Origin of the sequence: Rhizobium sp. TRM95796, assembly GCF_025779995.1 — a bacterium.
In the GTDB taxonomy this organism is placed as follows: domain Bacteria; phylum Pseudomonadota; class Alphaproteobacteria; order Rhizobiales; family Rhizobiaceae; genus Rhizobium_E.
In genome coordinates, this window is sequence record NZ_JAOXHE010000002.1 from 175,304 (window position 1) to 198,634 (window position 23,331).

Here is a 23,331-nt window from a genome sequence, read left to right on the forward strand (position 1 = left end):
TCGCATGTCTCTCGACCGCCGAATATCCCTGATCACCCTGGGCGTCGAAGACGTGGCGCGCTCCACCGCTTTTTATGAGAGGCTCGGCTGGAGCAAATCCGGTGCCAGCCAGGACGCCATCACCTTCATCCAGCTCAAGGGCGTAACCCTGGCGCTTTTTTCGCGGCAGTCGCTGGCCGAAGACGCCCATGTCGACAATACGGCGCGTGGATTTTCGGGCGTCACCCTCGCGCACAACGTCACCAGCGAGCGCGGCGTCGACGCCGTTTACAAATTCGCCCTATCCTGCGGCGCAACTGCGGTGAAAGAGCCCGAGAAAGTGTTCTGGGGCGGCTATTCCGGTTATTTCGCCGATCCCGACGGGCATCTCTGGGAAGTGGCCTACAATCCCTTCGTCACGATGGACGCCGAGGGACATCTGGTCCTCGACGCCTGAGCTTCCCCCGTCAGAAGCAGAAGGGTTCGCCCGGGTCACAATCGGACGGCACGCAGTGGCGCATGCGGCAGCTGTCGGTGTCCGCCGCCGGGATGCTCATGGTCTCGACCATCTGGCGGTTGCCGCAAGACGAAACGGAGCTGATATAGCGGTCGTAGAGCGTGAGGCCGGGCTTGTTTCGCGAGGGATAGCGAATGATCGCCACGCCGTTCTCCTCGACGATCCGACGCAGACTTTCACAGCTGTGCTTCAGGGCGTTGACCCGCACCGGATCGGCGAGCGTCGCAGTCGGCAAAAGCAGGAGAGCGGCGAGAATTGTTGCGCGCATGGTCTTTTCTCCTTCAGCCGCGGTTCCTATGTCCTGATGACGTGATGCTTCAGGAGGAACGCGCATGAACCATGATTCTTACGATCCGAAAACCATCAGGGATCTGCTTGGTTCCGTGAAGACCATCGCCGTGGTCGGCGCTTCGGCCAATCCCGCGCGGCCGAGCTTCGGCGTCATGCGGTTTCTCATCGACAAGGGCTACAAGGTCATACCGGTCAATCCCGGCCACGCGGGCGGAGAGATTCTCGGGCAGACGGTCTATGCCCGGCTCTCCGAGATACCGGACACGATCGATATGGTCGACGTGTTCCGCGCCGCCGACCAACTGTCGGGCGTGATCGACGAGGCGCTCGCGCTCGCCCCGAAGCCCAAGGCCATTTGGGGCCAGTTGTCCGTGCGCGACGACAAGGCGGCGGAAAAGGCGGAGGCCGCAGGCGTCACGGTGATCATGGACCGGTGCCCCGCGATCGAGTATCCGCGTCTCTTCGGCTGACGGCGGCCGCTTCTCGTTTTTCTCGGGTTATTCCGACAACATCATCGGCTGCGCCCGAAGCGCATTCATCACGTCGGCGTTTTCGCAATAGTCGCGATAATGTTCGGAGATGGAGCCGTCGGAGAGATGCGACCGGCAATCGCCCTTGGCGCTGCACCGGGCGCAGGCCACCTGCATGTCGCGAAAATTGCGCGGGTTGAATTCCCTGACGGCGTCCGGATCGATGTTCAGCGCCTTCATCAGCGCCAGCATTTCGTCCGAGCCATGCGGCCCGGCCTTGATGACGTCGACCAGTTGCAGCGTGGTCATGCCGCAGTCGCTGGCGACGTCTTCGAGATCCTGATAGCTCAGCCGCGCGATCTCGTCGAGTTCGGCCGAGATCTGCATGCGGTCGCGCCACCAGGTCGAGACCGTGTCGATAACCGAGTGCGCGGCGAGTGGCATGTTCATGGCGTCCCCCAAAGACAAGAATGCGATGGGGGACATTCTCCATCCGATTTCGGGACGACGCATTGACATCGGTCAAGCCGCCGGACGCCTCAGCTTCGCTGGTAAAGTTCCTGCATGATGATGCGCTGGCTGATCGCCGCATCCTGCCGCGCGATCGCCTCGGCCAGGCCGGCATGCGTGCTCAGGCGCTCGGCGATATCGAACATCATATTGGCGGCGAGAATATTGGTCCGGCATTCCTCGACGGGATCGAGCCCGCCGTGATCGGGGAACGTGTCGAAATAGATGGCCTTGTCATAACCGCTGCGCGACAGTTCGACCAAAAGTTCGATCGTCTGCACCGGATGCACTGTGCCGATCATCAGGCCGTCGTCGCGCTTGCCGTAACCATCGTTCAAATGCACGCCGAGGATACGCGAGTGTCGAGCCGCGAGGCTCGCCGCATGCGCCGGCATTTCGTCTGCGAACAGCACATGGGCGAAATCCAGCGTGACGCCGAGATTGGCCGCGCCGGCTTCGCGGATCGCGAGCAGGGTCGTGCCGATATCGGGCATCAGCGCATAGGAGCGCGGCTCGTTCGGTTTGTATTCGATGGCGATGTCGCACGCCGCGTCATGGCCGCAGACCTCGTCGAGCGCCGCGATCGTGTCGTCCCACATCCGCCTGTAGTCGCCCTGGAAGGAATAGTCGAAGCCGTCCTGGCCCATCCACAGCGTCATCAGGCCGCCGCCCATTTCGCGCACGGCGTCGATGCCGCGTTTGGTGAGGTCGATGGCGGCGCGGCGAATGGTTTCATCCGGATGGGTGAAGGCGCCGAGCTTGAAGCCGGGATCGGTATAATACCGCATGGCGCCGCCGTTCAGGGCCATGCCGAGATCGTCCATCCGCGCCTTGAGTTCGGAGGCCGGGGCATCGACGAAGTGATCGGGATAGTTGAGGTCGGCGGCGTTCAGCCCGTCGACGGTGGCGGCGCGCTCGATGAGGTCGAGCGTGGTGATGCGGTTCTTCCCCGGCCAATAGCGCGCAGCGTCCATCTTGAAGGCGTTGAGCCGCGCGGCGTAATGTCTGGTTTTCATGTCGGGCATGTCCCCTCCCCGGGCGCCGTCCCCGTCGATGCGTAACGCTGTCAGGCGGGGTCGGTCTTGTTGACGTTGATTTCCCCGAGCCGGCGGGTCACCGCCTGTTCGGCGCTGCCGCCGCCGGGTTGACCGGCGGGCGCGCCGGGCGTTCGCGCGCCGTTGGCCAGCACGCCCCCGGCTTCGAGTTCGGCTTCGAGAAAGCTCGCGAAATCGGAAGCCAGCCTGTCCGGATTGGACGCCGGCGTAGGAGGCGGCAGGCTCGCCTGCGGGCGCTGGGCCGGCTGTGCTGGACGCGGCGGCGAAGATTGCGCCTGGCGCGCCGCCTCGAGCCGCGCAGCGGCTTCAGCGCGCATCGCCTCAAGCTTCGCATCGCTGGCGGCCGTATCGACCCGTGGAGGCTCCGTGCGTGGCGGCGGCGCCTCGACCGCGCCGGCCTGCGGCAGCACACGGCTGCGCGCCTGTTCCAGGATAGCATCGGCCTGGCTCGCGGTCGCGGAGGCCGGCGACGCCTTCGGCGTCTGCGCGACGCTTGTCGGCGGTTGGGCGCCGGCGAAAGGCTCGCGGCCCTCGTCGTACAGCATCGCGCCCATATTCGAAATACGCGGCTCGACCGGTTTGCTCGGCTGTTCGGTTTGGGCCGGACGCGGCGGGGATGCGGGATGGACAGGCGGCGCGACTGCGGGCGCCGGCCTGGCCGCTTCGCGCGGACGCTCCGCCTGGACCACGGGCTGCGCGACGCGCGGCTCCGGCGGGCGCGGCGGCTCCACGCGGCGCTGCGGTTGCGGCGGCTGAATCTGCGGCTGCGGCTTCGGCTCTGTGGCGATCGCCACCGGCGCCTGCGCCGGCAGTTGCGCGATATCGCCCGACAACGGACGGTTCGGATTGATGCCTGTTTCGATGACGATGTCGGTGGGACCGCCGATCATGATGAGATGCTCGGTGTTGTCGCGACGGATCAGCACGAGCCTGCGCTTGGCGTCCACGGCGGCGGCGTCGAGGACATGCAGTCGGTGCTCGCGGGCGCGACCGCCCTTGATGAACAAAGGAGAGTTCCGCTTCTTGAGGATCATCAGAACGACGATGAAGGCGACGAATGCGAGAACGACGCCGCCAATGGCGATTACCAGTCGCGGCGCGAGATCAGGCGCCAATCCATCCAGCATCATGCTTTCCTTTTTCGTCCGATATACGTCGACAAGAGCATATCAGTAAGGGTCATTGAAGGCATTTTTCCGGCTTGGCAAGACAAATCCCATCTTATCCATCGCCGCGGCGGGCCAGTTTGCCCGCTCACGTCAATCAACCGATGCAATTGAGTGGTGAATTAGTCCTGTGCGCGCTTTGTGGAACTGTTTCAACTTGATAAACATGAGTCGGCGCAATGCGCAATCACGCTCGGCCGGTCCGCCGGGGCGCATATCGAGGACTGGATGACAAAAGCGAACGGGACGGCCGACCCTTACAGGCCGGTGGTGGTGAACGGACAGCGACCGGGAACGGCGCTTCGCCTCTTTCTGCTCGCGCTCGCGCTGGTCGCGGCGGCGGCGGCTTTCGTCTGGTTTCGAGACCAGCTGGAAAACGAAATGGTGCTCGGCATCCTCGGCGTCCTGGCAATGGCGGGCATCTTCTTTCTGGTGTCGAGCATCGTCGGCTTCGTGGAGGTGATGCCGCAGAACCGCACCGACACCGTCTCGCGCGCCGTGCTGGACACGATGCCCGAAGGCGTGCTGATCACCGATCGCAAGGGCCGCGCCGTCTACGCCAACGCCGCTTACGGCCGCCTGACCGGCGCCGACCCGGCGGCGGGGCCCGTCACGATCGAGCATCTCCTCTCGCGCAGCCGCGAATCCACCGAAGCGGTCTATCGCCTCACCAATGGTCTGGTCGAAGGCAAGTCCGGTTATGAAGAGTTCCGGCTGGCGCGACCGCTCGGCCAGACCGTTTCGGACAACGAGCCCGCCTGGTGGTACCGGCTGAAGGCGAGGCCGGTCGAGATCGAGGACGAACCGGGCGGCCCCTTCTTCCTCTGGGAAATCGCCGATACGACGGGCGAACGCGGCGAGCAGGAAAAGTATTTTCGCGAATTGCAGAACGCCATCGACTATCTCGACCATGCGCCGGCCGGCTTCTTCTCGGCGGGGCGGAAGGGCGAGATCCTCTATCTCAACGCCACTTTGGCCGACTGGCTCGATATCGACCTCACCCGGTTCCGTCCCGGCTCGCTGTCGATCCGCGACATCTGCGCCGGCGAAGGCTTGACCAGGCTCGAGACGATCCATCCCGAACCCGGCCAGAACCGCACCGAAACGCTCGATCTCGATTTCCGAAAGCTGGACGGCCGCTCGGCGCCGGTGCGGATCATCCATCGCGTCTCGGCCGCCAAGGACGGCGCACCGGGCGAAAGCCGCACCATCGTGCTGAAGCGGGTCCAGGACGAGGCGGCGTCGGAGGATTCCTCGGCGGCCCAGCGCTTCAACCGATTCTTCAACAACACGCCGATGGCCATCGCCTCGGTCGACGGCGACGGCCGGATTCTCCGCACCAACACCCAGTTCATGAAGCTGTTCGCGAGCCTGAAGACTCCGGAAGGCGCCGATGGCCAGGACCTGTTTTCCGTGGTGGCGGAGACCGAACGCGACAAGCTCGCCGCCGCGCTGCATGCCGCCAAGGATTTCAAGGCCGATATCGAGCCGGTCGACGCGCGCCATCCGGCGGACGAAAGCCGGTATTTCCGTTTCTACATCAACGCGGTGATCGACCAGTCCGACCAAGCGCCCGAGGAAGCGGCCATCGTCTACGCCGTGGAGACGACGCAGCAGAAGGCGCTGGAAACCCAGATGGCGCAGACGCAGAAGATGAACGCGGTGGGCACCCTGGCGGGCGGCATCGCGCACGACTTCAACAATGTGCTGACCGCCATCCTTTTGTCGTCGGACCATCTTCTGCTGCAGGCGCGGCAATCGGATTCCTCCTTCGCCGATCTCATGGAAATCAAGCGCAACGCCAACCGGGCCGCAGTGCTGGTGCGCCAGCTTCTCGCCTTCTCGCGCAAGCAGACGCTGAGGCCGGCGGTCATCAATCTCACCGACGCGATCGGCGATCTCCGCATGTTGGTGACCCGCATGCTCTCGGGCACGAATGTGAAGCTCGAGATCGATTACGGCCGCGATCTCTGGCCCGTGAAGACGGATCTTTCGCAATTCGAACAGGTGATGGTCAACCTGTCGGTCAACGCCCGCGACGCCATGCCCGGCGGCGGCACGCTGACGATCCGCACGCGCAACCTGCCGGCCTCCGAGGCCGCCGTTGCGCCGTTCAGGGGCCTGCCGGTCGAAGACTATGTGGTGATCGACGTGGTCGACACCGGCACGGGCATCGCGCCCGATATCATGGACAAGATCTTCGAGCCCTTCTTCACCACCAAGGATGTGGGCAAGGGCACGGGCCTCGGCCTGTCGATGGTCTATGGCATCATCAAACAGTCGGGCGGTTATGTGTTTCCGGAGTCGGAAGTCGGCAAAGGCACGGTTTTCCACATCTTCCTGCCGCGGCATATCCCGCAGGAGGTTCCGGCCGGCGACGTCGCGGCGAATTCGAATGTCGCCGCAGTTCCCGCCGCTGCGCCGCAGCCTCCGCAGGAGGAGCCCGATCTCACCGGAAATTCCGCCGTCGTGCTGCTGGTCGAAGACGAAGAAGCGGTCCGCCGCGGCGGCAAGCGCATGCTGGAGACGCGCGGCTATACCGTACACGAGGCCGGCTCCGGCGTCGAAGCGCTCGAAATCCTCGACGAGCTCGACGGTCAGGTCGACGTCGTCGTCTCGGATGTGGTGATGCCCGAGATGGACGGCCCGACGCTGCTCAAGGAAATCCGCCAGCGCTGGCCGGACATGAAGTTCGTCTTCGTCTCCGGCTTCGCCGAAGACGCCTTCGCGCGGAACCTGCCGGAAGGCTCCAAGTTCGGCTTCCTGCCGAAACCCTTTTCGCTCAAGCAGCTCGCCACCACCGTGCGCGAAATGCTCGACAGCTGAGAGACGATATGACGGAAGACGCCCACATCGACGATCTCCTCGCCTTCTGGTTCGCGGGGGGCATGGAAGAGAAATGGTTCAACGGCGGCGCGGCGTTCGACGAAGAGCTGGAAAGCCGGTTCGCCGCGTTGCATGACCAGGCCTGCGCGGGCAGGCTGGACGCCTGGACGCAGTCGCCGAAAGGCGCACTGGCGATGATCATCCTGCTCGATCAGTTGTCGCGCAACCTGCATCGCGGCACACCACGCGCCTTCGCCGAGGATCGCAAGGCGCTGTCGCTGGCGCTCGAGGCGCTCGGGAAGAGTTGGGACCACGAATTTCCGGAGCGGGAACGACAGTTCTTCTATCTGCCCCTGATGCACAGCGAAGACCCGGACCATCAGCAAACCTGCGTCGCGCTCTACGAGGCGATCGACAACGAGAACGCGCTGAAATTCGCCCGGGAGCATCTGGATATCATCGAGCGCTTCGGTCGCTTTCCACATCGCAACGACGTGTTGGGGCGCGAAAGCACCGACGAAGAGGAAGAGTTCCTCAAACAGCACAAGGGGTTTTGAACGGCAGACGGGACTCTGGCGTCGAATTATTTGCGCCGGCCTCGCTTTATCCGCATCGCTCCCGGGGATAGTGTCGCAAAACCTTCACACGATTCACCGGATCCTTCCCCATCATGCCTTTGGATGTCGTCTTTCTCGTTCTGGTGGGCGCGGCCTTTCACGCGACCTGGAACGCCCTGGTCAAATCGGGGTCCGACAAGCAACTCGATTCCAGCATGATCGCGCTGGGCGCCTCGGTCGCTTCACTTTGCGCCCTGCCCTTCCTGCCGATGACGCTGCCGCATCCCGAAGCCTGGCCCTATATCCTGGCGTCGATCTGCATCCACTTCACCTATTATCAGCTGGTCGGCGCGGCCTACCGCTTCGGCGATATCGGGCTGGTCTACCCGCTGATGCGCGGCGTCGCGCCGCTGATCGTGGCCACGACGAGCGGAACGGTTCTGGCGGAAACCCTGTCTCCGATGATGTATGCCGGTGTAATCGCCATCTCGGCCGGCGTGCTGACGCTGGCGGCGGAAGCGCGCAGCGGCAATATGAAGGCGGCCGGCGTCGCCATTCTCAACGCCTTCGTCATCGCCGCCTATACCTATGTCGACGGGCTCGGCGCGCGCGCGGCCGGCGATCCCATCACCTATACGATCTGGATCTGCATTCTGCCGCCGCTCCTGCTGTTTTCCTTCGCCTTTTTCATGCGCGGCGTCAGGCCGGTCCTGGCTCACGTCCGCCGCACCTGGCGGCGCGGCCTGTTCGGGGGCGCCGGATCCGTTGCGTCCTATGGTCTTGCGCTTTACGCCATGACGAAGGCGCCGATCGCGGCGGTCGCGGCGCTGCGCGAAACCTCCATTCTGTTCGCCCTGGTGATTTCAGTGGTGTTTCTCAAGGAAAAGGCCAGCGTCTGGCGTTACATCGCCGGCGGCGTGATCGCGCTCGGCGCGCTGATCATGAAATTGGGATAGGCGGCGCCCCGCCTATCCGATGACCATGCTCACCAGCTGTATTTCAGCGAGCCGAGCACCGTGCGGCCCTGAGCGAAATAGCAATAGCCGTCGGTGCAGACCTCGTCGCGCTTGTCGAAGACGTTCTTGACGCTGATGGAAGCCTTCAGGCCATCGGCGCGCCTGAACTGCTTGCCGATGTCGAAATTGAGCGCCGCGTCGAGATAGATCCTGTCTTCGTTTTCAGTTGTGTTGGTGGTGTCCTTGAAGGACTTGCCGGCATAACGCAGGCCCAGACCGCCGCTCAGCCCATCCATGAAGCCGCCTTCCTGGACCGTGTAATTGGCCCATAACGAGGCGCTGTGCAGCGGCGTGGTCGAGGGCCGATTGCCGACTTCCGCAGGATTTGTGGATTCGGTGATTTCTGCGGCGTTGTAATTGTAGCCCGCGATCAGATCGAAGCCATTGTCGAAGGCCTTGCGGGCCTCGATCTCAATGCCGTTGGACGTCACCTCGCCCAGAGCGCGGTAGTAGTAGCCGACCGTATCGTTGGAGCCGGCATAGGTGGCGGCATCGGACTGGACCATATGATAATAAGCGAGATTGACGGCGTAATCGGCGTCGTCCGGCCGGAATTTGACGCCGGCTTCGAATTGTTCGCCGGTCATCGGCGTCAGAAGCGCGCCGCCTTCGTCTCGATAGGATTGCGGCACGAAGGACGTCGCATAGCTGACATAGGGGGCGAGGCCGCTGTCGAAGCGATAGAGAAGACCGGCCTGATACGATAGAGCGCTGTCGCTGCCCTCGCCCGTCTCGACGCCCGCCGCGTCATCCCATGTCGTCTGCTTGATCCAGTCGTTGCGTAGTCCGAGCACGGCTGTCCAGCCGCCGAAGGTGATCTGGTCCTGCGCATAGACGCCGATCTGGCGCTGGTCGCTACCGGTCAACGAGGTCAGTTCCGGCGTGGGCCCGGACACGCCGGTCGACGGCTTGTCGAGATCGAGGTCGAAATCCGGGCTCACGACGCCGTAACCGAGGCCGAAACTGGAATTGATCCAGGTTGCGTCGAGACCCGCGGTGAGCTTGTGTTCGAGAGGTTCGGTGTCGACAGCGCCCGAAAGGCGATTGTCCGCCTGATAGACATTCATGTGATCGGAGACGCCGACCGGATAGCGGCTCATGACGCCGGTCGCTTCGTCCGTGGCACTGACTTCGAGATAGCGGCTGTCGAGGTCCATGACGCTATAGCGCACATGCTGGCTGAACTTCACGCCATTGTCGAATTCATGCTCGAACCTGTAGCCGGTCTGCAGTTGCGAGACCTTCTGATAATCGTAGTCCGGGTCACTATAGCGCAGGATTTCGCCGCCATAGTCGAAGCCCTGGACATTGGTGTCGGTCTCGTCCTTCTGGCCGATGGCGTAGACTGTCAAAGACGTCGCATCGTCCGGCGCCCACTGGAAGGACGGCGCCAGCATGAGTCTGTCGTCGGCGATGTCATAGCTCGTGTCGCCGCGCCGGGCGACGCCGACCACCCGCCAGGAAAAGGCGTCGTTGGATTGCGAGACGTCGCCGTAATCCAGCGCAAGCTGCGCGCGTCCATAGCTGCCCCATTGAGCCTCGACCTCGCCATGCTCCAAACCGTCTGCCATTTTCGAGACGCGGTTGACGATGCCGGCGACGCTGGAGCCGCCATAGAGCACGGAGACCGGACCCTTGATCACTTCGACCCGCTCCAATCCGTAGACGTCGGTGCGGAACGTGCCGTAATTCATATAGGGCTGGCGAAGCCCGTCGCGGAAATCGCCCGTGGTGACGGTGGCGTAACCGCGAATGCTGATCTGATCGAAACGCGGATCGAAGCCGTATTGGCCGGTCTGGACGCCGGCCGCATAGTTGACCGCGTCGATCATGTCGTTGACGGCGCGCTCGTCCAGTTCCTTGCGGGTGATCACGGCCACGCTGCGCGGCGTGCGCGACAGCGGCGCGCTGTCTTTCAAGACGGAGTCCGACGTTTCCGGCGCGATCGTGTCATTGTCCCTCGCGCGGCCCTCCGCCGCCGCCCGCGGGCCCTTGCCGGCGCTCGAGACGACGATCTTCTTCAGAACGGTTGGCGTTTCCGCATCCTGCGCATGCGCAGCCGATGCGGCCAGCGCCGCCGTCAGCGCCAGAAGCGATGCGCGGCCCGCGACCCGAAGCCCGAATCGGGCTGATTTTTCTCTAGACATGGCGTCCCTTCTTCTTTTTTTGCACGCCTCTCCCGTGGGAGAGGCTGAAGACAGAGGACGGTTCGGGCAATTGGCATGGGTTTTCTAAGAAAGCTATCGGGACATCGCATCCCAGATAGAAGCGCTCCATAACAGGAGTCAATATCTCAACTTATAAAAGCCTGATTTCGGCCTTTATCGAGCCCAACGAACGAAAATCGATGTGGTTTCATGTTACCACATATCTAATCATCTGATTTTACTAGGTAATATTTTGAGCGCCGGAATTCTCCGATCTTGATATCGGGGAAACTCTGCCGTATAAGCCCGGCAACGTCGCTCCTCACCGGGCGACGTCAATTTTTGCAGGGCTCCGGCGCTGCAAAGCAAGCAACAAAAAACGCCCCTTGCCTTCGGGCATTGGGGATCCAACACGAAAGAACAGACATATGTCCACCTTCGTTCAGAAGCCGGCAGAAGTCGAGAAGAAGTGGGTCCTGATCGACGCCGAAGGCCTCGTCGTCGGCCGTCTCGCTTCCATCATCGCCAATCGTCTCCGCGGCAAGCACAAGCCGACCTTCACCCCGCATGTCGACGACGGCGACAACGTCATCGTCATCAATGCCGACAAGGTCGTCTTCACCGGCAAGAAGTACACCGACAAGAAGTTCTACTGGCACACCGGCTATCCGGGCGGCATCAAGGAGCGCACCATGCGCCAGACCCTTGAAGGTCGTTTTCCGGAGCGCGTGCTCGAAAAGGCCGTGGAACGCATGGTTCCGCGTGGCCCGCTCGGCCGTCGCCAGATGAAGAACCTCAAGGTTTACGCCAGCGCCACCCATCCGCATGAAGCTCAGCAGCCGGTCGTTCTTGACGTCGCCAAGCTGAACGACAAGAACACGAAAAGAGGCTGATCATGGCTGACCTTTCCGCCCTCAAGGATATCGCCACCACGACCGAAGCCGCTGCTCCGGTTCACGTTCGCAAGGTCGACTCGCTCGGCCGCGCTTACGCCACCGGCAAGCGCAAGGATGCGGTCGCACGCGTCTGGGTCAAGGCCGGCTCCGGCAAGATCGTCGTCAACGGCAAGGACTACACGGCGTACTTCGCCCGTCCGGTGCTGCAGATGATCCTGCGTCAGCCGATCTTCGCAGCTGCCCGCGACGGCCAGTTCGACATCATCGCCACCGTCGCCGGCGGCGGTCTGTCCGGCCAGGCCGGCGCTGTGCGCCACGGCCTCTCCAAGGCCATGACCTACTTCGAGCCGGGTCTGCGCCCGGTCCTGAAGAAGGCCGGCTTCCTGACTCGCGACAGCCGCGTGGTCGAGCGTAAGAAGTATGGCCGCGCCAAGGCCCGTCGTTCGTTCCAGTTCTCGAAGCGTTGATCGCTTCGCCGCTGGCGGAAATTGCAAAGGCCGGGCTTTCGCCCGGCCTTTGTCGTTATCCATCTCGGAGACGGTGTCAGGCGGCGCGAGCGGATGCGCCGTTGACGTTTGCGGGAGCGCGAAGAACGGGCGCATGGCAGACCAGCGCCGCTTCGATGCAGGACGCGATGAAGGCTTCTCGCGCCACCTCGACGGGCGCGGCGCGGCAGAGCGCGGCGCGGCACTGCGTGATCGCATTCTCGTAGTGACGGCCCTTGCGGACGGGCCATTCGTTTTCGAGAAAATCGAGCGCGTCATAGGCGCCGGCAAAATGCCTGAAAGCGCCGTTCTGCAACTGGACGGTGATCGTTTGACGCCAAGGAATATCGTTGATCTGCATGATAGTTCTCCCAAACAGGACGCTTTCAGCGCGCCGCTGCATTCGTCTTTTTTCGCTCATCGAACATCCTCGGATGACGCCTCGTGTTCGTGTGCGAGCGGACCATTAACCCGCTTGGCCGCCGCCCGGTTCCCTGCAATATGAAGAAAATCCTAGCCGAGGTCCGACCATGGCCGAAACGTCCTCTCCCTTCGCAGCCCTGCCCGAACCGCCTTATTTCGTGGTGATCTTTTCGTCGCTTCGCCGCCACGGCGACGACGGCTATGCCGCCATGGCCGAACATATGGTCGAGCTCGCCGCGCGCCAGCCGGGCTATCTCGGCGTGGAGAGCGTGCGAGGCGCGGACGGCTTCGGCGTGACCAACTCCTTTTGGAAAGACGAAGACAGTATCCGGGCCTGGAAGCGCGACGTCGATCACCTGCATGCGCAGAGCCAGGGGCGGCAGCGCTGGTACAGGCGCTACGCCGTGCGGGTCGCCCGGGTGGAACGCGTCTATTCCTTCACAGCCGACACGGGTGGTTGACCGGTTCCGCTGGCTTTTCTACCCTCGTCGCACATTTTAAGGAAGTCGGAGCAGCATCCGTGAAGAAGAGCATAGACAACGCCTTTACCGCCAAATCCCTCAAGAGCGCCGCCACGGACCCGACTTACGCCGGCGCGCTGTCCTTCATGCGTCGCAAATACACCAAGAGCCTGACCGGCGTGGATGCGGTCGTCTGGGGAATCCCGTTCGACGCCGCGGTCTCGCATCGCCCTGGCGCGCGTTTCGGGCCTCGCGCCATCCGTGAGGCGTCGTCCATCTTCGACAACGATCCGCAATATCCGTTTCATCGCGATCTGTTCGAGGCCATGGCGGTGATCGATTACGGCGATTGCCTGTTCGACTACGGCGACCACCAGAAGACGCCTCTGACGATCGAGAAGGAAGCCGCCAAGATCCTGAAATCTGGCGCCTTCCTGCTGTCGCTCGGCGGCGATCATTACGTGACCTGGCCCGTTCTGAAGGCGCACGCCGCCAAACATGGACCGCTCGCTCTGGTGCAGTTCGACGCCCATCAGGATACCTGGTTCGACGAGGACAGGCGCATCGATCACGGGTCCTTCGTGGCGCGGGCGGCGCGCGACGGGGTCATCGATACAGACCACTCCATTCAGATCGGCATCCGCACGCATGCGCCGGAGGATTGCGGCATCAGGATCGTCTATGGCCATGAGGTCGAAGAGATGTCGGCGACCGAGATCGCCGAGGCGATCATCGCCCGGGTCGGGGATCGCCCCTGCTACGTGACGTTCGACATCGATTGCCTCGATCCCGCCTATGCGCCCGGCACGGGCACGCCTGTGGCCGGCGGCCCGTCAAGCGCCAAAATGCTGTCGGTGCTGCGCAAGCTCGGCGCGCTCGACATCAAAGGCGGGGATGTGGTGGAAGTGTCGCCGCCCTATGACCACGGGCTCGTCACGGCCATCGCCGGCGCGAGCGTCGCCATGTATCTGCTCGGTCTCCGCGCGGAGAAGCTGGCGGCCGGCTGAGGCTCAGTCGACCACCAGCAAGCCAGCCTGATTCCTGGCGGCGAGATGCCGATCCACGGCGCCCCGCTCCAGGCAGAGATGCATGCGTCCGCCGCAACGCCGGCTCAGGGCGGCGAGATCGTCGAAAACGGCGGATTTCGGCAACGTGGTCGCCGCCAGGATCCGCGCCGGCAGATAGGCCGCATCGATCCGCTCGCCGAGTTTGGCGTAATCGACTGTCGCGCCAAATCCGTGCACGGCGAAGAACGTCTCGTACATCTTGGCGCGGAAATCGGTGGTTTCGCGGCCGAGATTGTCGGGATCGACGAAGCGCTTGGTGGCCGTGGCCTGATGGTCGCCGAACTCCGCGACGACAGCGCCGCGAGGGCCGGGATCCGTGCGCCTCTGCTCCAGAAACGCCGCCATGTCGCGACGGCTGACCACCACGCGCCGGGCATATTCGTCCAGCTCCGCATCATCAGACAGGGATGACAGGCCGACGGAGTCGGCCGCCGGCAAGTGGGTCGTGAACGGCCCATGCGTGAACATGGTCTGCATGGAGATGAACAGCGGCCGGCCATCGGTCTTGCGATGCTCGGCCACCAGCTTCCGAACGAAGTCGAAGTAATCCCGGTCGCGCGTGCCGAACGAACCGAGCTTCATCGCATCCGCGTCATAGACATTCTCGAAGCCGAGCGATTTGAGGAACGGACCTTCATTCACCGAGCGATAGCGCAACGTCATCAGGGCGATGGTGCGATAGCCGCAATCGGCGAGAAGACGCGGGAGCGAATGGCGCACGCGCCCTTCCATGACTGCGTTGACATAGGGCGCCTGCCAGCCGAAATCGGCGGTGGAGAGACCGGTCAGCACGGAAAAATTGGTCATCCAGGTGCCGGCGCCGAACGTCTCCACATTCATCGCCCGCACCTGCCCATCGCCGGAACGGAAGGATGCGCGGACATCCTCAGGCAGCGCGAGATCGGGGCCGAGCGCCGCCGGAGCCTGGCTTTCGGACAAGACGAGGAAGAAATCCGCCTTATCCTCGGCGCGACCGCAGATGGGCGCCGCAGAAAGATCGACCGTCGGCTTGGCCGCGAGGAAATGTGCCCGGATCGGCGCGGGCCCGGTCAGGTGTCGGATATGGCCGAAAGAAAAATAGAGCGCGGAGGCGTTGTAGCCGGCGGTGAAAGGCAGGTAGTCGGAATCGAAGGTCTGGGCGCGTGGATAGGTCGCCACGCTGAGCGCGATCGCCAGCGGAAGGAGAGACAGACGCGGCGGAAGCATGACGAAGACCGGGCGCTCCATCCTGAACACCACGATCAAGAGGACCGCGACCACGACGACGGCGGCGAGCGCCGCCAAGCCGAGCATCGGGTAATATTCGACAAGGAACGAGAACAGGTCCCCATCCCTGGCTGTGAACAGGAGGTCGTAGATGTGCAGAGCCATTCCGTTGAGCGCATGCTTCACAAAGGACGCCAGCCCCTGGAGCACAGTCAGGGAAACCGCCGTCATGGTCGAGAAGACCGGTCTGCGACTGACGATGAACACCGCCGCCGCAATGATGCCGGTCACCGCAAAGACATAGGGGATATAGGCCCATCGCGAGTCCATGTAGCGGACAAAGGCGAAGAGGCCGATGCAACTTGCGCCTATCGCGAAGATTTGCGTGGCGGTGGGCAGTCCGAGCAGTCTCGCATGCGACATGGTAAGCATGGCGTTCCTCAACTCAAAGGCGCTGTCATAAATTTGTCATGCCCGTGAAACGCCAATTTTGCAAACCTGGGGTCCTATGGCGTTGAGTCACGGTTAATCCGCCGGTATATGCGGTTGCGAAAACCAGTTTCGTCGGTCGCTGCATGGCGCCGATGCATCAAAATGAAACAGGACGGATTCGATGAGCGCGAAAATCTTCATAGACGGCGAACATGGCACAACCGGATTGCAGATCCGCGCGCGCATGGCCGAGCGCCGCGATGTCGAGCTCCTGTCGATTCCCGAAACGGAACGCCGCAACGCCGAGATGCGCGAGGATCTGCTCAACAGCGCCGATATCGCGATTCTCTGCCTTCCGGACGATGCGTCGAAAGAAGCGGTGGCGATGACGGCGGCCAACCCGAAAGTCCGGATCATCGACACCTCCACCGCCTTCCGTGTGCATCCCGACTGGGCCTATGGCTTTGCGGAAATGGATCCGGCGCAGGCGGACAAGATCCGTGCGGCGCGCTATGTCGCCAATCCCGGCTGCTATCCGACCGGCGCGATCGGCCTGATCCGCCCGTTGCGCATGGCGGGCTTGCTTCCGGCCTCTCATCCCCTGACCGTCAACGCCGTCTCCGGCTATACCGGCGGCGGCAAGCAGCTGATCGCGCAGATGGAGGACGAGGGCCACGCGGACCACATCGCCTCGCCGCACTTCCTCTATGGCCTGCCGCTCACGCACAAGCATGTGCCTGAGATGCGAGAACATGGCCTACTCGACCGTTCGCCGCTGTTCTCGCCCTCGGTCGGTCGCTTCCCCCAGGGCATGATCGTGCAGGTTCCGTTGTTCCGAGACCAGTTGGCCGCCGGCGCGAGCGTCGAAAGCGTGCATGCGGCTCTGACGGCCCACTACGCCGGTCAGTCGATCGTCGAGGTCGTGGCGCTCGACGTCTCGGCGAAGATGGCGCGCGTCGACGCGGTCGAACTCGCCGGCAAGGACACGATGAAGCTGTTCGTTTTCGGTCAACCCGATGGCGAACACATCAATCTCGTGGCGTTGCTCGACAATCTCGGCAAGGGCGCATCCGGCGCGGCCGTGCAGAACATGGACCTCATGCTCGCCGCATGAGCTGAACGGCGCTCGCTAAAATATAGGTAGTGCGAATTGTTGCAATTCCGCACCACCTGTTTACATGTTACGCAGCGTGATCTGAATTGCGCCGCCGAGGGCTTATGCGCTCCATCATCGCGAACATGATGTTCGACGTCATCGACCGGCTGGACAAAATGTCCAGCGAGGAACAGGCCTTCGCGGAACTGCGCAAGGTCGCGGATTTCTTCGGCCTCAACGCGTTCGCCATTTCCGGCATACCCGAGCCGCACGAGAAGATGGACCCGTACGTGCTTCTGAACGGCTGGCCGTCTGAATGGGCGGCGCGCTATCTCGAGCGGCAATATTTCCGAATCGACCCGGTGATCCAGCGCACGCTGCTATCGGACAACGCCTTCGTCTGGTCCGACGCTCTCGATCCCGCCAGCGTGGACAAGCGGTCGCTCGATTTCATGGGCGAGGCGCGCGACTTCAAATTCATCGACGGTTTCTCGGTGCCGATCCATTCGATCATGGGTTTCCGCGCCATCGTCACCTATGCGGCCGAGAAGGTCGACATGCCGCAGGAAGGCCGCAGCGCCCTGCACATGATATCCATCTATGCGCACAACAAGATCAAGGAACTCAAGAGCGGCAACAAGCCGCAACTGATCAAGCGCAGCATTCAGCTGACGCCGCGGGAGCGGGAATGCATTTCCTGGTGTTCGGAGGGCAAGACGGCCTGGGAAATCTCAACGATCCTCGGGATTTCCGAGCGCACCGTGTCGCATATCCTTGAAAATGCGCAGCGCAAGATGAACACAACCAATCGCGTCCAACTGGTTGCCGAGGCGCTGCGCGCCGGGTTAATCAAGTGATTAAAGGCTAGATCGGCGCTGTCAACTAGGTAAAACACCCCATAGCCGGGTTTCGTAAACCCGCAGAGACTCTCTCCTATTCAACGGGAGTCTCTAATGCTCAAGATTATTACTTCACAAAACATCGATGAAAACGCAACGCTCATGGAAAATGTTTGGCGTTTCCGCCACACGCAATTCGTGGAGCGATTGGGATGGCGTGAACTCAATTCGGAAGACGGCCGCGAGCGCGACCGCTTCGACGATGACGACGCCATCCATCTGGTGGCGGCGCGCGGCGAAACGGTCGTCGGTTATACGCGCCTGTTGCGCACTTCGGGTCCGCATCTGCTGCGCGACGTCTATCCCGACCTCATGCAGGGCAGATCCTGGCCTCAGGAGGCCGACATCTACGAATGGACGCGCTGCATCTCCGACCAAAACGCCGGCCAGTTCGGGGAGGTGCAGGCGTCGCATCTCTTGATCACCGGCGTGCTCGAATTCAGCCTGTCGGCCGGCATTCGCGGGCTGGTGGTCGAGACCCATCCCAAGCTGGTCACCTGGATGCTGGAAACCAGTTACGAAGTCGAAACGCTGGCGCCGCCGCGCGACATCAACGGCGTGCCGGTCGTCGCCGTCCATATCGGCATGACGGAGAAGGCGCTGAAGCGGCATCGCACGATGTTTGGCATTCGCGGCAGCGTGCTCGATATCGACGAGGATCTCATCAATCCTGTCACCCGCATGGGCCTCGTCCGTCCTTATGGTCAGCGCATCGACACGAACGAGTTGGAAGTCGCCTTCCGCGCCGACGTCGATTTCACAGCCATGCGGGAAAGCTCCGGCTCGCGCTCCAACTGAGCCGTCAGGCGCGAGCAACGCCTGCACTGCGCGGATATTCGCCGAAATATCCGCGCAGATTGGCGACCGCAAATCCGAGGATGACGACCGCAAATCCCTGATGGGCCAGCGCCAGGCCAATATCGACATGCGTCAGAAGCGTGGCCACGCCGAGGCCAGCCTGCAGAAACACCATGCCGAACAGGATAACCGATCGATTGGCGTGCGTCGTTCCCGGCAGGCTCCGCAGGAGCCAGATCATGTTGGCGAGGGCCAGAACGAACATCAGATAGGCGTTCATCCGGTGCACGAACTGCACCGTCTTGATATTCTCGAAAAGATTGTGCCAGAGCGGCTTCATCACGCCGAGCCCTTCCGGAATGAAAGCGCCGTCGATCAGCGGCCAGGTGTTGAAAGCGAGGCCCGCGTCCAGCCCCGCCACCAGCGCGCCGAGATAGATCTGCAGGAGCACCAGAAACAGCAGGCCGCCCGCCGCTCTCGCCTGCGGGCTGTGCGGCAGCGCGCGGCCGTGATGCGGCGCGAGCCCGCGCCACACCCAGGCGATGGAAGCGAAAATCAGGCAGGCCACCGTCAGATGAACCGCCAATCGGTATTGGCTGACATCGACGCGCTTGGCGAGGCCGGAGGACACCATCCACCAGCCGATCGCGCCCTGCAGCCCGCCGAGCGCGAGAATGCCGACCAGCGGCCAGCGCAGCGATTTCTCCAGCCGCCCGGTCACCCAGAAAAACAAGAGCGGCGCGCCGAAGATGATCCCGATCGATCGGGCGATCAGCCGGTGCGCCCACTCCCACCAGAAGATGGTCTTGAACTCGTCCAGCGTCATGCCCTTGTTGATCTGGCTGTATTCCGGGATCTGCTTGTAAAGGGCGAACTCCTCTTCCCATTCGGCGACGCTCAGCGGCGGGATCGCCCCGTGAATGGGCTTCCATTCGGTGATGGACAGACCCGAATCGGTGAGACGGGTCGCGCCGCCCACCAGAACCAACGCAAGGATTGCGAGAAGCACGAAGCCGAGCCATGCGCGGACGGCGCGGCGATTGGCCTCGCCGCGGTCAGAACGCTTGTCCGCGCCCTCATGGGCGGTTATGGCTGTATCGATCATGACGGGTCATCCTTTTGCGTCAAGCTCTGCTATAACATGTACGAGCCTGGCAAGACCCATAAGCGGGATGTGAGACAAAATGCCCAAGACGCTTCGCAAACTGATCGGTGTGGTGCTGATCATCGCCTTGGTGCTGATCTATGCGCTGGTCGCCACCACGGTGGCCGCGGCCACTCTCGGCGCCGCGCATTGGAGCATCCACCTGCTCTATTTCCTCGTCACGGGCCTTCTCTGGATCTTGCCGGCCATGGCCATCATCAAATGGATGGAGCGGCCCGATCGCCCCAAGGCTTGACCGAGGCTGTGCAAGATAACCCAGCGTTAACCGCGCTTTTTCAAAAAGGCGCAGATTCACCCGAAGATTCAGTCTTTGTTGGCCAAACCAGACCTAGAACGCCTCAAATTCTCGTGATGGGAGTGTTGGGCCGTGTTGGCGGGACAGTCGAGGGCTAGTTACGTGGACATCACCGAAGGGGAGATGCCGCAGATCGCGAAGGAAACGCCGAAAGGCGCCTCCGGCGTTTCCCTGAGCGTTCATACGGACATGGAGCCGCTCGAGGCGGAATGGCGGGCGCTCGAAGCCGAAGCCCACAATTCCCCGCATCAGGCTTACGACTATTGCCGCGCGTGGCGCGACAATTTCGAGCGACCGTTGCGAATCGTCGTCGGCCGAATGGACGGCCGCCTCGCCTTCCTGCTTCCGCTCGAAATCACACGCGGCCGGCTCTTCACGCGCGCCCAGTTCGTCGGCGCCGAACATTCCAACATCAACACGGGCCTTTTCTCGTCCGAATTCCTGACGCGCGCCAGTCGCTCGACCATGGACGCCATCGCTGCGGATATGCGCGACGCGCTGGCCGGGGTCGACTGCATCGTGTTGACGAACATGCCGGGCCTGTGGCGCGATACGGTGATGCCCTTTACGCTGTTGCCGCATATCGCCAATCAGAACCACGCTTTCCAGCTTCGGATGAAGGCGAATTTCGTCGAGACCCTCGCACAGCTCAACGCCAAGCGCCGCCGCAAGAAATATAGCGTCGGCCATCGCCGGCTCGAAACACTGGGCGGATACGACCATATCGTGGCGACGACGTCCGAAGAAAAGCACGCCCTGCTCGATATGTTCTTCGAGCAGAAGGCGGCGCGGCTCGCCGAATTCGGTCTGCCGAACGTCTTCGCCTGCCCCAAGACGCGCGCCTTCCTGCACGGGACTCTCGATGCGCCGCAGGACGAGGCGAATTTCCCGCTGCGCATGCATGCGCTGCGCATGACGGGGGGAGACTTCGCGGGCGAAACGCCGGCGATTGCAGGACTGACGCGCAAGGGCGACCATGTGATCGTGCAGTTCTGCTCGATCGGTTCGGGCCCCACGACGGATGCGAGCCCCGGCGAACTCCTGTTTCACCTGATGATCGAGCAGTACAACAAAGACGGCGCCGGTCTCTTCGATTTCGGCATCGGCGACATGCCGTTCAAGCGCTCCTGGTGCACCGACGAGACGGTTCAGATCAATTTGGCGATTCCGGTGACGCCCGTCGGCAGGCTGGCGGCGCTGAAGGAAGAAACCGCCACGCGGCTCAAAACCATGATCAAGCAGAACCCGGCGCTCTACCAGCTCCTGCAACGCATCCGCTCACGCTCGCACACGGCGCCCGTCGTCGAGGAGTAACGGCGGGGCCAAGTCCGTTGCGCCGATCAGGCGGCGCGGCGGCGTTTTTCCGCGCTGACAGGATGGGACGACGACAGCATCAGCATGACGTCTTCGAAACCGGCGTCGAGGAAGGCTGTCGCCGTCTCCTCGATTTCGGCAGGCTCGACATCGACGCCCGACAGGATGATGTCGATGTCGCCTGCCCTGGCGATACGGCTGACGGCGCGCGGATCGGCGGCGCCGCAATCCACGATCACGCAATCATAGGCGCGGGCGAGACCGCTGAGCACCAGCGCGATGCGCTCGACGCCGCGCATGGCCTGTCGGGGATCGGCATCGCCCTGCGGCACGATATGGGCGTCGCTGTCGACATCGGCATGAATGATCTCGCTGTAAGCGGCCTCTCCGACCAGCAGATTGGTGACGCCTGGCAAAGAGCGCTGTTCGGCCATCAACTGGGTCGGGATGGCGGAGCCAGTCATGTCGACCACCACCACGCGCGCGCCGCTCTCGGCCATCAGGCGCGCCAGACCCACCACGGCGGCCGAACCTTCGTCGCCGGATAGCGACACCGACGCGACCAAGGGAATGCGGGCCTTGATCAGATGGTCCGCAACGGCCTCGCGCGAAAATTCGTCATCGACCGGAGATGCAGCTTCCGCGCTCGGCGCGAGTTCCTCGTCCTCCTGATCCTCGTCGTCTTCGATGGTCAGCAGGCTCTTGGACGCGGCCGGCTTGGCGACCGCGGCGACAGGGGTCGCGACAGGCTCGGCGCGAAGAGCGGGCTTCACGAATTCGGCCTGCGGCGCGGGCGTCCGCTCCTCGTCCTCCTCGATATCCGCCTCGTAGCGGACGGGTCGGATGGCGCGGCCGGAGAACAGTTCCGTCAGCAGAATGAAGACCGAGCTCAACACGAAACCGGCCAGCGCGGTGACGATGGTGATCGGCAGCGTCTTGGGGAAATAGGGCTCGGTCGGCATCGGCGCGCGCGAAATGATGCGGGCGTCGGCCGGCGTGGCGTTCATATCCTTTTCGCTCATCGCCTCGCGATAGCGGGAGAGATAGGTTTCGAGCAGCTGGCGCTGGGCGGCCGCTTCGCGCTCCAACGCGTTCAGTCCGACCCGCTTTTCCTGAGAGGTCGCGGTGTCCGCCTTGACCTCGCCGAGCTGCTTCAGCAATTGCTGCTCGCGCAATTTCGCGACCCTGGCCTCGCTTTCGAGGCTGGCGAGGATTTTGCGGGTCTCAGACTTGATCTGCTCGCGAATGCCGACCAGCTGGGAACGGAGACCCTTGATGCGCGGATGCCCGTCGAGCAGTTGGGTCGACAGATCGGCGATCTGGCCCTCGATGCCGGATTGCGTTTCCTTGAGGCGCTGGATCATCTGCGAGCCGACGACTTCGCCGAGCGAATCCGCGCCTCGACCCGATGTCAGCGCGTTGCGCACGGTTTCAGCCCGCGCTTCGGCCGTGGCGCGGTCGCCGCGGACGCGGGCGAGTTCCTGGGAGATGTCGTTGAGTTGCTGTTCCGAGAAGGTCGATTGCTGGCCCGTCTGGAACAGGTCGGACTGGGACCGGTATTCGGCCACCTTCGCCTCGGCCTCGCGCACCTTTTCGCGCAGGTTGGCGATCTCGGGCTCCAGCCATTTCGCGGTCTCGTTGGTGGTGTCGAGTTTCGCGCCGGCCTGCAGCGACAGATAGACATCCGCGATCGCGTTGGGGATGGCGTTGGCGAGCGCCGGATCCTTGGAGGAAAACTGGATCGCGATGACGCGCGATTTATCGACCTGATACACCTGCAGCTTCTTGGCGAACTCGCCGAGCACGCGCTCGTCGGGCGGCGCGTCCAACGGGTTCTTCATCAGGCCGAGCATGACGAAGAATCGGGTCGCGATCGACGGATCGGCGCTCGGATCGAATTCCGGACGCTCATGGAGCTTGAAGTCGCGGGCGATCTTCTTGATCAGATCGGTGGATTGCAGAAGCGCCACCTGGGAGGCCACGCCCGCTTCGTCGAGTAGGCTGCCCGCAGCGGCGGCGTCGGTCGGGCGGCGGGCGAGTTCCGGCGAACGCTCCTCGATCAGCACCCGCGCTTCGCTCTGATATTTGGGAGACACGAAGCTCGCGCCGGCGAAGCCGAGCGCGCCGAGGCAGACGGTGGAGGCGAGCACGAGCATGCGCCGACGCCAGATCGCGCCGAACAGACCCGCGAGATCGATATCCGCGTCTTCACCATTTTTCCAAGCGCCGGACATAGGTCACTCCACAAACACATCCTGCG

General features: G+C 63.0%; 23 protein-coding genes. 14 read left to right on the forward strand and 9 right to left on the reverse strand.

Annotated elements, in window-relative coordinates; genetic code table 11:
* Positions 1-4 precede the first annotated feature (4 nt).
* Positions 5-436, forward strand: coding sequence for a VOC family protein (locus OCK01_RS06930; RefSeq protein WP_263823480.1), 432 nt, complete (start codon positions 5-7; stop codon positions 434-436).
* Between the two features lie 10 nt (positions 437-446).
* Here OCK01_RS06930 and OCK01_RS06935 read toward each other — a convergent pair whose 3' ends face one another.
* Positions 447-764, reverse strand: coding sequence for a hypothetical protein (locus OCK01_RS06935; RefSeq protein ID WP_263823481.1), 318 nt, complete (start codon positions 762-764; stop codon positions 447-449).
* Between the two features lie 64 nt (positions 765-828).
* On the opposite strand from OCK01_RS06935, the gene OCK01_RS06940 reads away from it, so the two are divergent.
* Positions 829-1,257, forward strand: coding sequence for a CoA-binding protein (locus tag OCK01_RS06940; protein WP_263823482.1), 429 nt, complete (start codon positions 829-831; stop codon positions 1,255-1,257).
* A gap of 27 nt (positions 1,258-1,284) precedes the next feature.
* Here OCK01_RS06940 and OCK01_RS06945 read toward each other — a convergent pair whose 3' ends face one another.
* The 3 genes from OCK01_RS06945 to OCK01_RS06955 form a co-directional block, all read right to left on the reverse strand.
* A complete protein-coding gene (locus OCK01_RS06945; RefSeq protein WP_263823483.1) occupies positions 1,285-1,707 on the reverse strand; it encodes a DUF6455 family protein in 423 nt (140 codons plus the stop codon).
* Positions 1,708-1,796: 89 nt separating this feature from the next.
* Positions 1,797-2,792, reverse strand: coding sequence for a TIM barrel protein (locus tag OCK01_RS06950; RefSeq protein ID WP_263823484.1), 996 nt, complete (start codon positions 2,790-2,792; stop codon positions 1,797-1,799).
* Positions 2,793-2,833: 41 nt separating this feature from the next.
* Positions 2,834-3,949 carry a flagellar biosynthetic protein FliO gene (locus tag OCK01_RS06955; protein WP_263823485.1) on the reverse strand — a complete coding sequence of 372 codons (1,116 nt, stop codon included), beginning with the start codon at positions 3,947-3,949 and terminating at the stop codon, positions 2,834-2,836.
* Between the two features lie 267 nt (positions 3,950-4,216).
* Here OCK01_RS06955 and cckA point away from each other — a divergent pair, with 267 nt between their 5' ends.
* From cckA to OCK01_RS06970, 3 genes are all read left to right on the forward strand, one after another.
* Positions 4,217-6,814, forward strand: a complete 2,598-nt coding sequence (gene cckA, locus OCK01_RS06960; protein ID WP_182826604.1) for a cell cycle histidine kinase CckA — start codon at positions 4,217-4,219, stop codon at positions 6,812-6,814.
* 8 nt (positions 6,815-6,822) lie between these two features.
* The gene (locus OCK01_RS06965) at positions 6,823-7,371 is read left to right on the forward strand and encodes a DUF924 family protein (RefSeq protein ID WP_263823486.1); all 549 of its coding nucleotides are present in this window, start codon (positions 6,823-6,825) and stop codon (positions 7,369-7,371) included.
* A 113-nt stretch (positions 7,372-7,484) separates the two neighbouring features.
* On the forward strand, positions 7,485-8,327 hold the full coding sequence (locus OCK01_RS06970) for a DMT family transporter (protein ID WP_182826606.1): 843 nt from the start codon (positions 7,485-7,487) through the stop codon (positions 8,325-8,327).
* Between the two features lie 29 nt (positions 8,328-8,356).
* On the opposite strand, the gene OCK01_RS06975 is transcribed toward OCK01_RS06970, so the two are convergent.
* A complete protein-coding gene (locus OCK01_RS06975) occupies positions 8,357-10,534 on the reverse strand; it encodes a TonB-dependent siderophore receptor (RefSeq protein WP_263823487.1) in 2,178 nt (725 codons plus the stop codon).
* Positions 10,535-10,962: 428 nt separating this feature from the next.
* Here OCK01_RS06975 and rplM point away from each other — a divergent pair, with 428 nt between their 5' ends.
* Positions 10,963-11,427 carry a 50S ribosomal protein L13 gene (gene rplM, locus OCK01_RS06980; protein WP_137158197.1) on the forward strand — a complete coding sequence of 155 codons (465 nt, stop codon included), beginning with the start codon at positions 10,963-10,965 and terminating at the stop codon, positions 11,425-11,427.
* Positions 11,428-11,429: 2 nt separating this feature from the next.
* The gene (gene rpsI / locus OCK01_RS06985; protein ID WP_182826608.1) at positions 11,430-11,897 is read left to right on the forward strand and encodes a 30S ribosomal protein S9; all 468 of its coding nucleotides are present in this window, start codon (positions 11,430-11,432) and stop codon (positions 11,895-11,897) included.
* 76 nt (positions 11,898-11,973) lie between these two features.
* Here rpsI and OCK01_RS06990 read toward each other — a convergent pair whose 3' ends face one another.
* Positions 11,974-12,276, reverse strand: coding sequence for a DUF982 domain-containing protein (locus tag OCK01_RS06990; RefSeq protein ID WP_182826609.1), 303 nt, complete (start codon positions 12,274-12,276; stop codon positions 11,974-11,976).
* 169 nt (positions 12,277-12,445) lie between these two features.
* Between OCK01_RS06990 and OCK01_RS06995 the strand changes: the two genes are divergently transcribed.
* Complete coding sequence (locus OCK01_RS06995) at positions 12,446-12,799, forward strand: antibiotic biosynthesis monooxygenase family protein (protein ID WP_263823488.1); 354 nt, start codon at positions 12,446-12,448, stop codon at positions 12,797-12,799.
* Positions 12,800-12,858: 59 nt separating this feature from the next.
* A complete protein-coding gene (gene speB / locus OCK01_RS07000) occupies positions 12,859-13,806 on the forward strand; it encodes an agmatinase (RefSeq protein ID WP_263823489.1) in 948 nt (315 codons plus the stop codon).
* Positions 13,807-13,809: 3 nt separating this feature from the next.
* Here the strand turns inward: speB and OCK01_RS07005 are convergent, their stop codons facing one another.
* Positions 13,810-15,504 carry a sulfatase-like hydrolase/transferase gene (locus OCK01_RS07005; RefSeq protein WP_263823490.1) on the reverse strand — a complete coding sequence of 565 codons (1,695 nt, stop codon included), beginning with the start codon at positions 15,502-15,504 and terminating at the stop codon, positions 13,810-13,812.
* Positions 15,505-15,685: 181 nt separating this feature from the next.
* On the opposite strand from OCK01_RS07005, the gene argC reads away from it, so the two are divergent.
* From argC to OCK01_RS07020, 3 genes are all read left to right on the forward strand, one after another.
* Entirely contained in the window at positions 15,686-16,618 is a 933-nt protein-coding gene (gene argC, locus OCK01_RS07010) for an N-acetyl-gamma-glutamyl-phosphate reductase (protein WP_263823491.1), read from the forward strand.
* 104 nt (positions 16,619-16,722) lie between these two features.
* On the forward strand, positions 16,723-17,457 hold the full coding sequence (locus OCK01_RS07015) for a LuxR family transcriptional regulator (protein WP_182826613.1): 735 nt from the start codon (positions 16,723-16,725) through the stop codon (positions 17,455-17,457).
* Positions 17,458-17,601: 144 nt separating this feature from the next.
* A complete protein-coding gene (locus tag OCK01_RS07020) occupies positions 17,602-18,297 on the forward strand; it encodes an acyl-homoserine-lactone synthase (protein ID WP_263823492.1) in 696 nt (231 codons plus the stop codon).
* A gap of 4 nt (positions 18,298-18,301) precedes the next feature.
* Here the strand turns inward: OCK01_RS07020 and OCK01_RS07025 are convergent, their stop codons facing one another.
* Positions 18,302-19,402, reverse strand: a complete 1,101-nt coding sequence (locus OCK01_RS07025; RefSeq protein ID WP_263823493.1) for a COX15/CtaA family protein — start codon at positions 19,400-19,402, stop codon at positions 18,302-18,304.
* Between the two features lie 79 nt (positions 19,403-19,481).
* Here OCK01_RS07025 and OCK01_RS07030 point away from each other — a divergent pair, with 79 nt between their 5' ends.
* Both OCK01_RS07030 and OCK01_RS07035 read left to right on the forward strand, forming a co-directional pair.
* Positions 19,482-19,697, forward strand: coding sequence for a DUF2842 domain-containing protein (locus OCK01_RS07030; RefSeq protein ID WP_182826615.1), 216 nt, complete (start codon positions 19,482-19,484; stop codon positions 19,695-19,697).
* Between the two features lie 162 nt (positions 19,698-19,859).
* The gene (locus OCK01_RS07035; protein WP_263823494.1) at positions 19,860-21,071 is read left to right on the forward strand and encodes a GNAT family N-acetyltransferase; all 1,212 of its coding nucleotides are present in this window, start codon (positions 19,860-19,862) and stop codon (positions 21,069-21,071) included.
* A gap of 26 nt (positions 21,072-21,097) precedes the next feature.
* On the opposite strand, the gene OCK01_RS07040 is transcribed toward OCK01_RS07035, so the two are convergent.
* A complete protein-coding gene (locus tag OCK01_RS07040) occupies positions 21,098-23,305 on the reverse strand; it encodes a GumC family protein (RefSeq protein WP_263823495.1) in 2,208 nt (735 codons plus the stop codon).
* Between the last annotated feature and the right edge of the window lie 26 nt (positions 23,306-23,331).

Bases quoted from the DNA above. Each gene is read 5' to 3' on its own strand.
- OCK01_RS06930 (WP_263823480.1), top strand. From the start codon at position 5: ATGTCTCTCGACCGCCGAATATCCCTGATCACCCTGGGCGTCGAAGAC.
- OCK01_RS06935 (WP_263823481.1), bottom strand. From the start codon at position 764: ATGCGCGCAACAATTCTCGCCGCTCTCCTGCTTTTGCCGACTGCGACG.
- OCK01_RS06940 (WP_263823482.1), top strand. From the start codon at position 829: ATGAACCATGATTCTTACGATCCGAAAACCATCAGGGATCTGCTTGGT.
- OCK01_RS06945 (WP_263823483.1), bottom strand. From the start codon at position 1,707: ATGAACATGCCACTCGCCGCGCACTCGGTTATCGACACGGTCTCGACC.
- OCK01_RS06950 (WP_263823484.1), bottom strand. From the start codon at position 2,792: ATGCCCGACATGAAAACCAGACATTACGCCGCGCGGCTCAACGCCTTC.
- OCK01_RS06955 (WP_263823485.1), bottom strand. From the start codon at position 3,949: ATGCTGGATGGATTGGCGCCTGATCTCGCGCCGCGACTGGTAATCGCC.
- cckA (WP_182826604.1), top strand. From the start codon at position 4,217: ATGACAAAAGCGAACGGGACGGCCGACCCTTACAGGCCGGTGGTGGTG.
- OCK01_RS06965 (WP_263823486.1), top strand. From the start codon at position 6,823: ATGACGGAAGACGCCCACATCGACGATCTCCTCGCCTTCTGGTTCGCG.
- OCK01_RS06970 (WP_182826606.1), top strand. From the start codon at position 7,485: ATGCCTTTGGATGTCGTCTTTCTCGTTCTGGTGGGCGCGGCCTTTCAC.
- OCK01_RS06975 (WP_263823487.1), bottom strand. From the start codon at position 10,534: ATGTCTAGAGAAAAATCAGCCCGATTCGGGCTTCGGGTCGCGGGCCGC.
- rplM (WP_137158197.1), top strand. From the start codon at position 10,963: ATGTCCACCTTCGTTCAGAAGCCGGCAGAAGTCGAGAAGAAGTGGGTC.
- rpsI (WP_182826608.1), top strand. From the start codon at position 11,430: ATGGCTGACCTTTCCGCCCTCAAGGATATCGCCACCACGACCGAAGCC.
- OCK01_RS06990 (WP_182826609.1), bottom strand. From the start codon at position 12,276: ATGCAGATCAACGATATTCCTTGGCGTCAAACGATCACCGTCCAGTTG.
- OCK01_RS06995 (WP_263823488.1), top strand. From the start codon at position 12,446: ATGGCCGAAACGTCCTCTCCCTTCGCAGCCCTGCCCGAACCGCCTTAT.
- OCK01_RS07005 (WP_263823490.1), bottom strand. From the start codon at position 15,504: ATGCTTACCATGTCGCATGCGAGACTGCTCGGACTGCCCACCGCCACG.
- argC (WP_263823491.1), top strand. From the start codon at position 15,686: ATGAGCGCGAAAATCTTCATAGACGGCGAACATGGCACAACCGGATTG.
- OCK01_RS07015 (WP_182826613.1), top strand. From the start codon at position 16,723: ATGCGCTCCATCATCGCGAACATGATGTTCGACGTCATCGACCGGCTG.
- OCK01_RS07020 (WP_263823492.1), top strand. From the start codon at position 17,602: ATGGAAAATGTTTGGCGTTTCCGCCACACGCAATTCGTGGAGCGATTG.
- OCK01_RS07025 (WP_263823493.1), bottom strand. From the start codon at position 19,402: ATGATCGATACAGCCATAACCGCCCATGAGGGCGCGGACAAGCGTTCT.
- OCK01_RS07030 (WP_182826615.1), top strand. From the start codon at position 19,482: ATGCCCAAGACGCTTCGCAAACTGATCGGTGTGGTGCTGATCATCGCC.
- OCK01_RS07040 (WP_263823495.1), bottom strand. From the start codon at position 23,305: ATGTCCGGCGCTTGGAAAAATGGTGAAGACGCGGATATCGATCTCGCG.